Source organism: Paractinoplanes bogorensis (assembly GCF_018829635.1).
Classification (GTDB): Bacteria; Actinomycetota; Actinomycetes; order Mycobacteriales; family Micromonosporaceae; genus Actinoplanes; species Actinoplanes bogorensis.
On sequence record NZ_JAHKKG010000013.1, the window covers coordinates 167,730 to 182,707 of the forward strand.

The 14,978-nt window shown below is 71.8% G+C and carries 11 protein-coding genes and 2 pseudogenes; 6 read left to right on the forward strand and 7 right to left on the reverse strand.

Translation table 11 applies throughout. The features are described 5' to 3' along the window. Window position 1 precedes the first annotated feature (1 nt). A complete protein-coding gene (locus tag KOI35_RS36505; RefSeq protein WP_308121308.1) occupies window positions 2-1,453 on the forward strand; it encodes a diguanylate cyclase domain-containing protein in 1,452 nt (483 codons plus the stop codon). A gap of 3 nt (window positions 1,454-1,456) precedes the next feature. Here KOI35_RS36505 and KOI35_RS36510 read toward each other — a convergent pair whose 3' ends face one another. Further along, a complete protein-coding gene (locus KOI35_RS36510) occupies window positions 1,457-2,896 on the reverse strand; it encodes a nitroreductase family protein (protein WP_308121309.1) in 1,440 nt (479 codons plus the stop codon). 17 nt (window positions 2,897-2,913) lie between these two features. On the opposite strand from KOI35_RS36510, the gene KOI35_RS36515 reads away from it, so the two are divergent. Beyond that, the gene (locus KOI35_RS36515) at window positions 2,914-3,306 is read left to right on the forward strand and encodes an HIT family protein (protein WP_215793268.1); all 393 of its coding nucleotides are present in this window, start codon (window positions 2,914-2,916) and stop codon (window positions 3,304-3,306) included. A 7-nt stretch (window positions 3,307-3,313) separates the two neighbouring features. On the opposite strand, the gene KOI35_RS36520 is transcribed toward KOI35_RS36515, so the two are convergent. Continuing rightward, window positions 3,314-4,048 carry a G5 domain-containing protein gene (locus KOI35_RS36520; protein WP_308121310.1) on the reverse strand — a complete coding sequence of 245 codons (735 nt, stop codon included), beginning with the start codon at window positions 4,046-4,048 and terminating at the stop codon, window positions 3,314-3,316. Window positions 4,049-4,151: 103 nt separating this feature from the next. Between KOI35_RS36520 and KOI35_RS36525 the strand changes: the two genes are divergently transcribed. From KOI35_RS36525 to KOI35_RS36535, 3 genes are all read left to right on the forward strand, one after another. Beyond that, window positions 4,152-4,547 carry a MerR family transcriptional regulator gene (locus KOI35_RS36525; RefSeq protein ID WP_215793269.1) on the forward strand — a complete coding sequence of 132 codons (396 nt, stop codon included), beginning with the start codon at window positions 4,152-4,154 and terminating at the stop codon, window positions 4,545-4,547. After that, the gene (locus KOI35_RS36530; protein ID WP_215793270.1) at window positions 4,544-5,368 is read left to right on the forward strand and encodes a haloalkane dehalogenase; all 825 of its coding nucleotides are present in this window, start codon (window positions 4,544-4,546) and stop codon (window positions 5,366-5,368) included. Before KOI35_RS36525 ends, KOI35_RS36530 begins: the two co-directional genes overlap by 4 nt. 102 nt (window positions 5,369-5,470) lie before the next feature. Next, the gene (locus KOI35_RS36535; RefSeq protein ID WP_215793271.1) at window positions 5,471-6,760 is read left to right on the forward strand and encodes a hypothetical protein; all 1,290 of its coding nucleotides are present in this window, start codon (window positions 5,471-5,473) and stop codon (window positions 6,758-6,760) included. Between the two features lie 1,874 nt (window positions 6,761-8,634). On the opposite strand, the gene egtD is transcribed toward KOI35_RS36535, so the two are convergent. The 5 genes and pseudogenes from egtD to KOI35_RS36560 all read right to left on the reverse strand — a co-directional run bounded on the left by egtD (window position 8,635) and on the right by KOI35_RS36560 (window position 13,433). Further along, a complete protein-coding gene (gene egtD, locus KOI35_RS36540) occupies window positions 8,635-9,582 on the reverse strand; it encodes an L-histidine N(alpha)-methyltransferase (protein WP_215793272.1) in 948 nt (315 codons plus the stop codon). After that, window positions 9,579-10,166, reverse strand: a pseudogene (locus KOI35_RS36545) (class II glutamine amidotransferase domain-containing protein); the annotation flags it as partial. The gene egtD and the pseudogene KOI35_RS36545, both read right to left, overlap by 4 nt. A 339-nt stretch (window positions 10,167-10,505) precedes the next feature. After that, window positions 10,506-10,661, reverse strand: a pseudogene (locus KOI35_RS36550) (ergothioneine biosynthesis protein EgtC); the annotation flags it as partial. A gap of 217 nt (window positions 10,662-10,878) precedes the next feature. Beyond that, the gene (gene egtB / locus KOI35_RS36555) at window positions 10,879-12,180 is read right to left on the reverse strand and encodes an ergothioneine biosynthesis protein EgtB (protein WP_215793273.1); all 1,302 of its coding nucleotides are present in this window, start codon (window positions 12,178-12,180) and stop codon (window positions 10,879-10,881) included. After that, window positions 12,177-13,433 carry a glutamate-cysteine ligase family protein gene (locus KOI35_RS36560; RefSeq protein ID WP_215793274.1) on the reverse strand — a complete coding sequence of 419 codons (1,257 nt, stop codon included), beginning with the start codon at window positions 13,431-13,433 and terminating at the stop codon, window positions 12,177-12,179. The genes egtB and KOI35_RS36560 overlap by 4 nt, the downstream gene beginning before the upstream one ends. A 273-nt stretch (window positions 13,434-13,706) precedes the next feature. On the opposite strand from KOI35_RS36560, the gene KOI35_RS36565 reads away from it, so the two are divergent. Further along, window positions 13,707-14,966 (forward strand): pyridoxal phosphate-dependent aminotransferase, encoded by a 1,260-nt coding sequence (locus KOI35_RS36565; RefSeq protein WP_215793275.1) that lies wholly within the window; start codon window positions 13,707-13,709, stop codon window positions 14,964-14,966. The last annotated feature ends 12 nt before the right edge of the window (window positions 14,967-14,978 follow it).

Here is a 14,978-nt window from a genome sequence, read left to right on the forward strand (position 1 = left end):
CGTGTCGGCCGCACATCTGGGCCTGGCGCTGCTCTATGCCGTCGTGCTGGTCGCCTCGGGAGTCGCGCTCGGCACCGGCACCGACGCGTACGCGAAGGTGGTCGAGGTCGGTCGCGCGCTGTTCGGCGTCGCCGGACTGACCGCCGCCGTCCTGGCCTCCCGGGTGACCGGGCTGTTGCCGCGGGCGCGTCAGGCGTGGCGGGCGGTCGCCGTGAGCTTCGCGGTGCTGATGGTGACACCCGCGCTGGCCCTGATCACGGACGCCTCGGGCACCGTCCGTGACATCACCCACGTCGCCTTCGTCGGCGCCCTGCTGGTCGCGCTGCAGCTGTTCCCGCTGGCCGAGACCTCGGGCCGGGAGCGCTGGAAGACCCGCCTGGACGCCGCCGTGGTGCTGGTCGGCGGGTCCATGCTCATGTGGTTCCTCTCCTTCGGCCCGCTGGCCGAGCGGCAGACCTGGAGCGCGGGCACGGTGGTGCCCGGAGTCGTGCTGCCCCTGGTCGACCAGGCCCTCTTGTTCAGCGTCGCGCGGGCCCTGCTGCGCGGCGCCTCGGCCCAGCGGGCGTTGCGCTGGCTCGCGGCCGGGGCCCTGGTGCTGTTCGCCGGCGACGCCGTGCACGGCTACCTGCACAGTCATGACCTGGCCTCGCTGCACACGCCGTGGCAGTTCCTGGCCTGGCTCACCGCCGACGCCCTGCTGGTGGCGGCGGCGGTGGAGCAGTGGCGTCCGTCCGTACGGCGTCCGCGACGCTCCTACAACCTGGTGCGCTATCTCCCGTTCGCCGCGGTGGCGGTGGCTCACGGCCTGATGCTGTGGGCCGCGATCGACGAGGGCACGCTGTTCCCGTGGGGTGGCCTGGCCCTCGGCGGCACCGTGATCAGTGCGATCGTGCTGACCCGGCAGACCATCGTGCAGCGCGAGAGCGACGAGCGCGCGGTGACCGACGGGCTGACCGGGCTGGCCAACCGGGCCCGGTTCCGCGAGACCTCCAACCGGGCCCTGGCCCGCGGCGCCCGCACCGGCCGGTACAGCGCCGTGCTGGTGATCGACCTGAACGGCTTCAAAGAGGTCAACGACTCACTCGGCCACAAGTCGGGCGACCTCGTGCTGGTCGAGTTCGCCAAGGCGCTGCGCTCGTGCGTGCCGGCGTGGGGTCTGCCGTGCCGGCTCGGCGGGGACGAGTTCGCCGTCGTGCTGCCGGATCTCGAGTTCCCCGAGCAGGCGTACGACGTGGCCGGGGCCCTCGCCTCCACGCTGGCCCCGGTCATCGTGGGCGGACGGCTGACGCCGCTCGCCGCCAGTGTCGGGATCGCGGTCAGCGCGCCCGGCGAGCTGACCCACGACGTCATCGTGCACCGGGCCGACCTGGCCATGTACCGGGCCAAGCGGCTCGGGCCGCAGACGCGCTGGGCCGTCTGGCAGGAGTCGTTCGAGCTTCGTACGGCCGCTTGATCGTCAGTCGACGAACCTCGGCACGACACGGCCCACCTCGACCGGCTCGCCGGGCGCGCCTCCGGGCCGGGACTTGTACTCGGCGACTCCCACGCAGGTGAACAGCAGGGTGAGCAGGCCCTCGGGCTCGTGCAGCAGGGCCGGCACCTCGGAGTCGAGGAACGTCATGCCGGTGGCGCTGGCCCCGACGGCGTACGCGGCCAGGTGCAGGCGGCCCTCGACGATGCCGGCCGCGAGCTGGGCGTCCCGGTAGGAGCGGTCGTCCACGCCGTCGGCGGGCACCGCCGCGATGACCACGTACGTCGCTTCGGCCGCGAGGGACTGGCCGACCGCGACGCGTTCGAGTTCGGCCCGCAGGTCGCCGGTGGTGATCGGCTCGTCCAGGCCGGGCCAGCGGTACAGGCCCGGTTCGACGCCGTCGACGCCGTGCACGGCGACCCAGTGCGGGATCTCGATGCCTCGCAGGGCGGCCGCCATCGGCCATTCCAGGGCCTCGCGCGGCACGGTCTTCGTGCGGTCCATCCGCCGCTGTGAGCCGCGCTTGCGGATGACCTGGTCGAGCGTGTCGCCATCGGCGGCGGGCCCGGGGACCTCGGCCCCGACCGGCCACGGGTCGCCGGATACGGTGCCGTCGCCGGCGCGCTGGGCCGTCGTGGCCAGCGGGAACTCGACCTCGGGCAGGGCACCGGTCGCGGCCGGGCCGGTGGGGGTGACAGCCGGTTCTCCGTCGCCCAGGGTCAGCACGGCGAGCGGGAACTCGTGGGTGCCGTCGGCGCCGACCAGCTCGGCGATCTGGGCGTCGGGGAAGACGGTGCGCAGACGCGGGCCGAGACCGGCACTGGCGGCGGCCGCGTCGAGCTGGGCGATCAGGGTGCCCGCGTCCCAGTAGAGGTGGCGGAAGCCGCGTTCGGCGTAGCGCCAGCCCGTACGCCAGGGGACGCCGGTGACGACCAGGGTGGTGGTGTCGCCGCCGGCGGCTGGGGCGATCCGGACGAGGGCGTGGGCCACCGGGTCGTACCAGTGGACGCCGTCCTCGACGCCGGCCACCCCGCGGGTCACCGCGTACACCTCGAGGGGGAATCTCGCCCCGGCCGAACCGGCGGCCCGGAACAGCATCGTGCGTTCGTTGCGGACCATCGTGCGGACGACGCCGGCGCCGAGGAAGAGCACGCGCCCGAGCTGAGCGGCGTCGAGCGGCTGCGCGGGCTGGGGCCGTCCGGACAGGACGGCGGTGGCCGGCACACCCGGATCGGGCAGGTCGCGGGGCAGCGGGGTCACCGGCAACCCGTCCGGATAGATCTTGACCTGCGGCGGGATGGTGCCGAGGTCGTTCGGCGTCAGGTCGTGACGCACGCGCGGGTCGTCGGCCGGGGCGTCCCAGTCGCGGCCGGGCTTATAGGACGTGAGACGGTGCAGCAGTCCGGCACCGGAGTCGAAATCCACAGCGATACTCTGCCAGAATGGCGACAATCTTCACGCAGATCATCAACGGCGACCTGCCCGGCCGGATCGTCTGGTCCGACGACCGGGTGGCCGCGTTCCTGACCATCGCGCCGCTCACGGCGGGACACACGCTGGTCGTGCCGCGCGAGGAGATCGACGACTGGACCCAGCTGCCGGCCGACCTGCTGGGCCACGTGATGGCGGTGAGCCACCGGATCGGTGCGGCGGTCAAGAAGGCGTACTCCGCGCCGCGGGCCGGTCTGGTGATCGCCGGGTTCGAGGTGCCGCACGCCCACGTCCACGTGTTCCCGGCCTGGGAGATGGCCGACTTCGACTTCGGTCGCGTCGACCCGGACGTGCCGGCCTCCCGTCTCGACGACGACCTGAAGCGGGTCCAGGCAGCGCTCTAGCTGTCTTTCAGCTGTCGCAGGCGATGCCGTCGCCGTCTCGGTCCAGGTCGTAGATGTCGTCGCCGATCACCCGGATCGGGCCCTTGACGTAGGCCGGGCCGTTTCCGCTGCCGCCGGCGCAGTCGACGTCGCTGGCGATCGGGACGCAGCCGCTGTAGTTGGGGTCGCACTGGCCCGTCGACGCGACCTTGGTGCCGACGGCGATCACCTTGGTTACGGGCGGCCTGGTGGTCGTCGTCCTGATGATTCGGCGGGCCGTCTGCTTGCCGTCGGTGAGCGTTACCTCGTACGTGACGGTCCTGATGCCGTTGACTCCGGGCGTGCGGATCCGGGTCTTGCCTTTGGCCAGGCTGCTGTCGTCGACCCGCCTCGTCTTGAACGGGATCTTCGCTTGCGCGGTGACGAGCTTCTTGGTGACCTGGGCGGCGGGCTTGGCGGTCGGTGGCGGCTCGATCCCGGTTGTCGCACCCGGGTCCGCGGCGGCCGGGTTGGCGGCTGGGCCCGCGCCGGCCGGGTCGGCTGCGGCGGCGGAGGTCTCGATCGGCAGCACGTCGGCGAGATTGGTCCCGGTGCCGGTTACCGTCTCGGTCTTGGGGGCGTCGGTCAGCGCCCCGATCACCGTCAGCCCGCCGAGGCACGGGAGGACCAGGGCGGCCACGATCAGCCCGATCTGCTGCAGGGGCGTGCGCCGCGACCAGAAGCCCGGCCTGCGCGGCGGTGTCATCGGTGTGTGATAGGTCACCGCGCCAGTGTCGGCGCGCTTCTGCTCCCGCGCGTCGGTGCTTCGACCGACCACCCCTCCACGGAAAGGGAGGCCCGTTCCGGGTTGGGTCTATCGTCGGAGGATGCGCTCCGGTGAGCTCGCCGCTCGGGTCGGCGTCAACATCCAGACACTGCGCTACTACGAGCGCCGCGGACTGCTGCCGCCTCCGGAGCGGTCGAGCGGCGGTCACCGCCTCTACCCGCCCGACACCGTAGCTCGGCTCACCGTCATCAAGGCGGCCCAGCGACTCGGCTTCACCCTCGACGAAGTGGCCGATCTGCTCGGCACCGGGCGCCGGCGTCACCCGACGCCCGATCTCCGCCAGCAGGCCCTCGGCAAGATCGCTGAAATCGACCGGCGCATCGCCGACCTGACCGCGATCCGCGGCACGCTCACCGAGGTCGTCGAGGCCGAGTGCGACAGCCTGACCAACTGCACCTGCCCCGACTGCCCGCTGCCCTACCTGACCATCGCGTGAGCGTCGCCGACCTGCACGTCACGGACACCGGCGGCGCCGGGCCGGCAATCGTTTTCCTGCACGGCAATCCGACGTCGTCCTACCTGTGGCGGCACGTCATCGAGCGGCTGGCCGGCCGGTTCCGGTGTGTGGCGGTCGATCTGATCGGCATGGGTCGCTCGCCCCAGCCCGACATCGCGTACGACTGGAACGACCACCGCCGCCACCTGACCCCCGTGCTCGACCGGATCGCCGGCCCGTTCCGGCTGATCGGGCACGACTGGGGTGCGGGACTGGCGATCGAGTACGCGCGTACGCATCCGGATCGGGTGGCGGGCGTCGCCGTCACCGAGGGGCATCTGCGGCCGCTGCCGTCGTGGGAGGCGTTCGACGAGGGTGGCCGCGAGCTGTTCCGCCGGCTGCGCGATCCGGTCGAGGGCCGGCGCATGGTCGAACAGGAGAATTTCTTCCTGTCCACGGTGCTGCCGGGCGGGATCATGCGACGGCTGACCCGCGAGGAGCTTTCCCCGTACGAGGAACCGCACTCGACGCCGTCCGCCCGGCACCCGATCTGGATGTGGGTCACGCAGATCCCGATCGCCGGCGACCCGCCCGAAACGCATCGCGTGCTGACCGCCAACTGGGCCTGGCTCACCTCCACGGACGTACCGGTGCTGCTCCTGACCGCGACCCCCGGAGCGATCCTCGATCCGGCCACGGTCGACGAGGTCCGCCGGGCCGCGCCGCGTCTGCGCATCCGCGACGTGGGGGAGGGTCTGCACTTCCTGCCCGAGGACAGGCCGGCCGAGATCGCGGCAGAGCTGGCGGATTGGGCGCGATGACGGTATTCGCGGATCGCGCGGACGGGCACACACGACCGGTGGCGTAGGACGACACTGTGCCCGCGCGTCCACGGTGGACGGCTTCCGGGGAGGTGGTCGCCCATGTTCGTCCGACGACTGGTCACCGTCGCGCTGGCCGTCGGGGCGCTGCTCGTGCCCACGGCCGCTCACGCCGCGGCGGCGCGCGGACCGGTGCTCGACCCCTCCTTCGGTGTCGGCGGCTGGGTGAGCAACGACCACGGCGGCGGCGACTACGTGATCGACCTCGCGACCCAGGCCGACGGGAAGATTCTCGCGCTGGGCAACGCCAACGAGGGCTACTTCGGCATCGAGCGGCACCTGCCCGACGGTTCAATCGACTACGCCTTCGGCACCAACGGGCTGGTCGCCACCGACGCCGACCCCGACTCGTACTGGGACGACCCCAAGTCGATCACGCTGCTGCCCGACGGCCGTTTCCTGGTCGCCGGTTCCGTGTCGCGGGCCGGGTTCGGCGCCCCCGTCGTGATCCGCTACCTGGCCGACGGCACGGTGGATACCACCTTCGGCGTCGACGGCCGGGCGTTCCCCGCGCTCGGCGACACGGTCACGTCGGCCCGCACCCAGGGGATGGTCCGCCAGCCCGACGGCCGGATCGTGCTCGCGGTCGAGGGCGTCACCAGCGACGGCAGCCCGGCCCCGGTCGCCCTGCGGCTGCTGCCCGGCGGTGCGCTCGACCCGTCGTTCGGCACCGGCGGCGTGATCCGTTACGACTTCGGCCCGCACGAGTTCCATTCCGTACGCAGCCTGGCCCTCGCCCCCGACGGCGACATCGTGGTGGCCGGCTCGAGCGGCTACTACAGCACGCTTCCCGAGCCGACCGGCGACCTCGTCGTGGCCCGCTTCACCCCGCGCGGCCGCCCCGACGCGACGTTCGGCACCAACGGCAGCGTGGTCCGCGACCTGACCGGCCCGAGCGGCATCGACATCCACGCGGGCCTGGCCGTCGGCCGCGACGGCCGGATCCTGCAGACGGCCGCGCTGCAGGCGGCGGGCAGCGAGACCCAGACGCCCGCGATGCTGCGCTACCTGCCCACCGGCAAGCCCGACCGCAACTTCGGCCGCAACGGTGTCGTGACCCCCACCGCGGGCCCGGTCGGCGCCCCGGTGATCCGCCCCAACGGAAAGATCCTGACTACCGGTTCGATCAGCCAGAACGTCGCACTGGCCCAATACCGCCCCGACGGCCGCCCCGACCAAACCTTCGGCACGAACGGCGTGGTAGTAACCGACCTGGGCGGCTACGACGTCGGCTACGTGGTGAAGATCCAGCCCACCGGCCGCCTGCTGGTCGGCGGCACCGGTTCCAGCGCCGGCGGCACCGAGTTCACGCTGCTCCGCTACATCCCCTGACCCGGCCGGGCGGTGGCGCCGCGCCCCCGAAGCGCCGCCGCCCCGCCGCCCCGCCGCCTGAACCTCTGACACGCCGCAGCCTTCCGCCCGTCGTGTCCTTGAGGCACAGCCGCTTACGCATTAATGCAGGCCACCGGCATGGCCGACGATTCGAGGTCTGCGCCTGCTACTCGTCGCGCTCGGGAAGCGTGGCGGTGCCTGTTGTGCGTTGTCTTCTGGAGGTGCGGTGCTCTTCGTCGGCGTCTGCCGCGCGCTGGGAGCACGATGCGCAGTAGGCAACTCCGGAGGAAGCCGGTCGGCGTGGCAAGCGCACGGCACAGCTTTGTCTGCGGGTCGCTGTGTCGCCTGTGTCTGTCGTGCTTTGGGGGCGCGGTGGCGTGGTGGGTGATTGCCGGGGGATGCCGGTGGGTGTGGCGATTGGTCGTCGTAGGTTTGGCTGCGGGTCGCTGTGTCGCCTGTGTCTGTCGTGCTCTGTGAGCGCGATGGCGCAGTGGGCGATTCCCGGAGGATGCCGGTGGGCATGGCAACGCTCGTCGCAGCTTTGGCCGCCGGTCGCCGCGTTCGCTGTGTCTGTTGAGCGCTGCGTTCCGGGTGCGCCGCGGAGCGGTGGTGTGTCGGCCACGTCCGACGTTCCGGAGGTGCGACTGCGCGGTAGGACGTGCCGTCGCTCGACCGTCTGCACCAACACGCCCCGCGATCCGAGAGCGCCGCCGTTCGGTGGCCTGTGTCGGTAGCGCGCCCTGTTCCCTTTAACTGCCGCCGCCTCGGCGTTGGTGTTAGTCGCGCGTAGCGCTCTGGAATTGCGGCTGTCAGGTGGTGGGTGTTTTGGCGCACGTCGTGTTCTTGAAATGCTGCCGCCCCTTGGTCCGTGTCTGTCGCGCTCCGGAAGCGCTGACGCGTGGTGAGCGGCTCCCGGAGGTAGACGGGCGGAGTGGCGAGCGCAAGTCGTAACTTCAGGCAGCCCGGCCGCCGAATCGTTGGTGTTGTCGGGTGCTGCGTTCCGGGCATGGGGCTGTTCGGTGACGTGTCTGTCGCATGCCGCGCCTCGGGACTGCGACTGCACGGTGGTCAGCCATCGGTGGAAGGCGGTCGGTGTGGCAGGCACACGTCGTGTTTTGAGGCGGCGGGTCGCCGTTTGGGTGTTCGGTGATGTGTCCGTTGCATGCTGCGCTTCGGGAGTGCGACTACATGGTGGTCAGCTGTGGAGGAAGACGGTCGGCCTGACAGACGCGCGATGCCCTTTTGGCTGTTAGGCGCCGCGTCTTCTAGTTCGTCGCGTGGCGCGCCCGAACGTGCTGCTGCACGGTGGTGTGTCTCGCGTGCTGCGCTCCGGAAGTGCGGCTGCAGGTTGGCGTGTTTGTCACGTGCCGCGTTCCATGGGTGCGAGTGCGCGGCGGGCAGCACCCGGCGGGAGCCGATCGCCGCGGCGACCGGACGCCGTGGCTCTTCCAGACCGCCGCCCGCTGTGCTCTGAAATACCGGTGCGGTCCCAAGGAACCGCTGCGGTGACCACGAGGCTCGGCCCGCTGGGCGACCGTCGCACGTTGCGTCTGCGGGCTGCTGGCTGTGTTATCGCCCGTAGGGCTCTTGGACGGTGATGTGGTCGCGAGGAACTGTTGCGTTGACGCGTGGCTCGGCCTGCTGGACGACCGCGCGGTCGTGTGTTTTGGTCTCACGTTACGTCTGCGGGCTGCCGGCTGTGTTATCGCCCGTTGGGCTCCTGGATGGCGGTGCGGTCCGGAGTCGGCCGTGCGGGTTGGTTGCCGCACGGCCGTTTGGTCTGGTTGACCGCTGCGCCCGCGAGTTGCTGGTGACCCGCGGGCTGTGTGGCTACGCGATAGGCGCTCGAAGTGCCGCCGCCGCGCCGACTGGGGTCAGGGTGTGGCGACGGCCAAGGACAGGGCGAAGCGGCCCTCTGCGTCGGTCCACCACTGGTCCAGCGTGAAGCCGGCCTCGGTCAGTTCCTTGTCGACGCCCTCGCGGCGGAACTTGGCGGAGATCTCGGTTCGGATCTCCTCGCCTGATGCGAACGACACGGTCAAGTTGACGGCCGGGATTGTTACGCGCATCGGCCAGCGGGCGCGGAGCCGCATTTCGATCCACTCGTGGTCGGCGTCCCACAAGGCCACGTGGGCGAAGCCGTCTACGTCGAAGTCGGCGCTCAAGTGGTGGTTGAGGACGCGTAGCACGTTCCGGTTGAACTCGGCGGTCACCCCGGCCGCGTCGTCGTAGGCGGGGACCAGCACGCGTGGGCTTTTCACCAGGTCGGTGCCGAGCAGCAGATGCTCGCCGGGGCGGAGAACACCTCGTACGGCGGAAAGGAATTGGGCTCGTTCGGCCGGCTCGAAGTTGCCGATCGTGCCGCCGAGGAAGGCGACCAGGCGATCCGGAGCGGCGGGCAGGGCATCCAGGTGCTGGGTGATGTCGCCGACGATCGGGTGCACGGGCAGGCCGGGGAAGTCGACCGCGATCTGGGCGGTGGCCGCCTCGAGGGCGCTGGGCGCGACGTCCATCGGTACGAACGACGTCAGGTCGAGCGCGTCGAGCAGCAGCCGGGTCTTGGTCGAATAGCCGGAGCCGAGCTCGATCAAGGTGCGGGCGCCGGTGTGCCGGGCGATGTCGCCGGCGTGCGTCTCCAGGACGGCTCGCTCGGCGCGGGTCGGGTAGTACTCGGGTAGTTCGGTGATCTCTTCGAACAACTCGCTGCCGCGCGCGTCGTAGAACCACTTCGGCGGCAGCCACTTGGACGGCGCGGTCAGCCCGGCCAGCACGTCGGCGCGCAGGGCGGCCTCCTGGACGTCGGCGTCGAGAAGTACCTTCATGCGTCCCCCATCGGGATCTGGTGCACTTCGGCGGCGGTGGCGACCACGAGCGTGCGGTCGCCGACGGCCTGCCAGGACGGGTCATCGTCGAGCGGCTCGGAGCTGATCAGCACCGAACCGGGTTTTTTCAAGAAAGACAGGGCGTGCCCGTACGTGGTCGCGACCACCGTGACGCCGTCGGTGAGGAGCAGGTTGAGCCGCGACCCGGGCGCGTCGGCGGCCACCTCGGCGACCGTGCCCGCGACCGCTTCGCGCAGCCCGGTGCCCCGCCGCAGCCGATCGCGTACGAGCGCCCACAGCAGCGCCGCGTCGGTGGGCGCGTCGAGCGTGAGCAGGTCGGTCGTCGGCAACGTGGAGGCGAGCTTGGCCACCGAACCGGGCCAGCCCGCGACCTTGCCGTTGTGGCTGAACAGCCACCGCCCCTCACCGAACGGCGCCGCCGCCTGCTCGGTCACCGGCATGCCGACGGTGGCGCTGCGCACGGCCGCCAGCATCGCGCCCGCCGACACCGAGGCCGCCAGCCCCGGCAACGTCGTGTCACTCCACATCGGAGTGGCCCGCCGATAGCGAACTGGCGTCGCCCCGGCCGCATCGCCCGCACTGTCTGCCGGGGCCGCCCCACTAGCCAGCCCGCCCGCAGCGCCCGGGTCGCCCGCAACGGCCGGCCCGCCCGCAGCGCCCGGGTCGCCCGCAACGGCCGGCCCGCCCGAAGTGCCCGGCCCGCCCGAAGTGCCCGGCCCGCCCGTAGCGGCCGGCCCGCTCGCGGTGCCCGGGTCGCCCGTAGCGCCCGGCCCGCCCGCAGTGCCCGGCCCGCTCGCGGTGCCCGGGTCGCCCGTAGAGGCCAGGTCGCTCGCGGTGCCCGGGTCGCCCGTATCGGCCGGGTTGCCCGTAGCGGCCCGGGCGCCCGCAGGGGCCGGGACGGCTGGGTACCAGCCGACACCGAAGCCGTCGGCGTTGATCGTGCCGCCGCCCCGCATGTCACGCGGCGCCCACGACTGGTGCGCCATCGAGTGCGGCGCGTCGAAGAGCAGGCGGGACAGCGGGATCGGCACCCCGAGGTAGACCAGATGGCGGCACATCAGGCGCCCCACGCTGGGCCGGGCGGCCGAAGCCGGGCACCGGCGCCCGGCGGCCGATGGCGTGGGGAGGACCCGCCGAGTGCCGTCCGCCGGCGCAACAGCCGGCCCGCGACCGTCCGTCGGCCCGCGACCGTCCGTCGGCCCGCGACCGTCCGTTGGCCCGCGACCGTCCGCCGGACGTGGGCGCCCGGCGGGCGGTGTCGCGACGACGAGAGCATCAGGCGTCCCGGGCGCAGCGGAAACCGCTGAAGATCTGGCGGCGGATCGGGTAGTCCCAGTTGCGGAAGGTGCCGCGCACGGCCGCGCTGTCGGTGCCGAACGAACCGCCGCGGAGCATCTTGTAGTCGGGGCCGAAGAAGACCTCGGAGTATTCGCGGTAGGGGAACGCGGCGAAGCCCGGATAGCCGGCGAAGTCGCTCGCCACCCACTCCCACACGTCGCCGATCAGCTGGTGCACGCCGAGCGGGGACGCACCCTCGGGGAAGGCGCCGGCCGCCGCGGGACGCAGATGGCGCTGGCCGAGGTTGGCGTGCCGGGCCGTGGGCGGGTCGTCGCCCCACGGGAAGCGCCGCGAGCGCCCGGTCGCCGGGTCCCAGCGGGCTGCCTTCTCCCATTCGGGCTCGGTCGGCAGCCTCTTTCCGGCCCATTTCGCGTACGCCTCCGCCTCCCAGAAGCACACGTGGACAACCGGTTCCTCTGGTACGACCCGGGCCGTGCGCCCGAAGACCGTGGCCGCCCAGCCGTCCCCGTCGCGCTGCCAGTGCGCCGGCGCGGTGAGGCCGGCCGCCTGACGGTGGTCCCACCCGGCCGGGCTCCACCAGCGTGGATCGTCGTAGCCGCCGGCGTCGAGGAATGCCGCGTACTGCGCGTTGGTCACGGCGGCCCGGTCGATGTGGAAGGCGGGCACGAACACCTGGTGGGACGAGCGTTCGTTGTCGAGCGCCCACGGCTCGGTGTCGGTGCCCATGGTGAACGGCCCGCCGGGCACGAGCACCTCGCCGTTGACCGGGGTGGGGGCGGTGGGCGGCGGGGGAGCGGTGAGCACCGGCGCCCCGGCCCGCAACTGGTGGGTGGCCAGCATGGTCTCGTCGTGCTGCTGCTCGTGCTGCACGATCATGCCGAACGCGAACCCGTCGGCGACCAGGCGGCGCCCGTCGTCGAGGCGGGCGTGGTCGAGCACGTCGAGGGCCTTGTCACGCACCTGGGCCACGTAGCGCCGGGCCTCGGACGGGGTGAGCAGCGGCAGGTCGGGCCGGTCGGCGCGGGCGTGCTTGAAGGCGTCGTAGAGCTCGTCGATGTCGGGGCGGACCGGGTCGCGGCCGCCGACGTCCCGGACCAGCCACAGCTCCTCCTGGCTGCCGACGTGGGCGAGGTCCCACACCAGCGGCGACATGAGCGGGGAGTGCTGGCGGATCAGGTCGCCGTCGTCGACGGCCTCGGTGAGCAGGGCGGTGCGGTCGCGGGCCCGCAGCAGGTCGGCGGCGACGCGGTCGCGCAGCCGCTCGGTCTCGATGGTCATGACAACGTCCGTTCGATCGAGTCGAGAACGCCACCCAGCAGCGCGCCGCCGAGCAGAGGGCCGGCCGGGAGGGAAGGGGCGGCGGAGTGAGGAGAGCCGGCCGACAGCCGGCGGGCGGCCAGGTCGAGCACGGCGCCGGCGGTGCGGCGCAGGGCCGCGTCGTCGAGACCGCACCGGAACGCCGTCTCCCATTCGGAAGCGGTCGCCGCGGCCAGGTCGAGGGCGGCGCCGGTGGTGGCGCGGTCGGCCAGCAGGGCGGCCAGCACCGCGACCGGCGTGAACCAGTCGTCGCCGGCCTGGGCGTCGAGGTAGCGGACTTCGAGGTAGCCGTGCGGGCGTACGGGAGGGAAAAGCGTGGTCAGGTGATAGTCGACATCATCAGTGGTCAGCGGCAGGGGCAGCGCGCCCCGGGCCCAGTCGCCCAGCGTCGTGCCGGGCGGCGCGTCCCAGCAGTCGCCGTCGCGCCGGACGCAGGTGAGCGGGGCGGCGAGGGCGTAACGGACCCAGTCGCCCGCGGGGTCGGCGGAGACGCCGACCGGATGGGTGAGCCGCGGATCCATCGCCCACCAGGCGGCCATCCGGGCCGAGGCCAGCCCGGTGTCGCGGCCGGCGTGGCGGCGCGAATTGGCGAAGGCGGCCAGCAGCGGCGGCCCGAGCGCGGTCACCGTCGCCCACCGCAGGGCCAGGTCGGACGGGGTGCCGGCGTCGAGGCAGGCCTGCAGGCCCGCCGTGCTGCACATCATGGCGCGGCCGTCGGGGCCGCGGGTGTCGAACGACTGCTCCATCGCGGCGTAACGCGGGGTGTGCACCAGGCGGCGGGGCTCGCGATGCGGGTCGATGCCGTGGCGGCCCAGCGACAGGCCGGCCGGCTCGAGCCGGGAGGTGAGGTGGGCCAGATCGGCGCTGACCGCCGCGTGCAGCTCGGTGAGCGAGCCGGCCGGGGCGGAGGAGATCTCGACCTGTCCGCCCGGCTCGACCGTGATCGAGCCGCCGGCGGGGAGGGGGAGCGGCGGGGTGGGTGACCCGAGGGTTTCCGGGGTGTGCCGGCCGAGTGCCTGCCGCAGCGTCTCGACCGCCAGCGGCGCCGTGGGCGCCGCGGTGTGGTGCAGGGTCCATTCCAGTTCGGCGCCGATCAGCGCGGGTGGCCCGGTCTTGAAGCAGATCGCGCGAATGCGCGCCTCGACTTCGCTCTGGGTGCGGAGAACGGATGCGGTTGCATCACCGTCCGTCAGCACCCGTGTGCTTTTTGTCATGCGCTCGAACCTAGGACGGGGGTACGACATTTTCACGAACCCCGCGCGGCCGGTCCTCTGTGTACGGGCCGCGAGCAGGGCGGAAACACCCACGTGATCTGGGTCACCTGATCAACAAGGCCGTTAAGGGTCACTTAAGGCGCACGCGGCCGACCTCATGCGCATTGACCTGCGTAAACGCGAAAAGCTGTATTACTGCTTCGAAATTCCTGAACCCCGCGCTGTCTCACCCCGTAGTGAGGGACGGCAACCCCCACGGACGAAGGAGTCGCGATGGCCGGGACGGGAATCGACACGTCGATCCTGCACAAGGGTGCGCACAGCGCTTCCTACTTCGACCTCAGCCGCGCCGCGGGTGATGGTGTGGAGATCGTCGACTTCTGCATTCCCTGCAACCCGTACTTCCCGACGCCCGAGATGTTCGACGAGCTCAGCCGCGACCTCAAGAACATCCTCAAGTACTACCCGAGCGACTCGACCAGCATCACCAAGAAGCTGTGCAGCGTGCTCGGCCTGCACCCGCAGACGGTGGCGATGGCCAACGGCTCGACCGAACTGATCACCTGGATCGACCACCTGCTGATCAAGGAGAGCGTGGCGATCCCGATCCCGACGTTCGGCCGGTGGACCGACCAGCCGCTGGAGACCGGCAAGCGGGTCGACATGTTCCCGCTGCAGGAGCGCGACGGCTTCCGGCTCAACCTGGACGACTACGTGCGCTTCATCCGCGACCGTGGGTCCCGGGTCGCCGTGGTCTGCAACGTCAACAACCCGGACGGCTGCTACCTGCCCCGGCGCGACGTCATCCGGTTCATGGACATGCTGGGCGACCTCGACCTGGTCGTCATCGACGAGTCGTTCATCGACTTCTCCGACCTCGAGCAGTATCCGTCGGTCGGCCCGGACGCGGTGATCCGGCCCAACGCGGTGGTGCTCAAGAGCTTGGGCAAGAACTTCGGCCTGCACGGCATCCGCTTCGGCTACCTGATGGCCAACCCGGCCATCGCCGGCAAGATCGGCAAGGCGCTGCCCAAGTGGAACCTCAACTCCCTGGCCGAGAAGGTCGTCTTCATGATCCAGGAGCACGAGGAGGAGTACGAGGACAGCCTGCGCCTGCTCAGCCGTGACCGTCGCACGATGGCCGGTGAGCTGGCCCGCATCCCGGGCATCACGGTGTTCCCCTCGCAGGGCAACTTCATCCTGGTCAAGCTGCCGACCGAGTGGTCCGGCACGGCGCTGCGCGACTACCTGGTGGCCAATCACGGCGTCTACACCCGGGAGTGCGGCAACAAGCTCGGGATGACCAGCCAGTTCATGCGCCTGGTGGTGCGCCCGGGCCGCGACGTCGACCGGCTGATCGACGGGATGATGGACTACGGACGGCAGTTCCGGGGCCGCTCGATCACCGACGAGCCCCCGGTCGAGGCCCGGCGGGGCTGGAGCGGCGGGCTCGACGAGACCCCCGACAACCTCATCCAGTACCCGTCCCGCCGCAATCCGGAGTACACCGCGCGCCGCGCCGCGAACGCGTAACCTTCGCTCGCC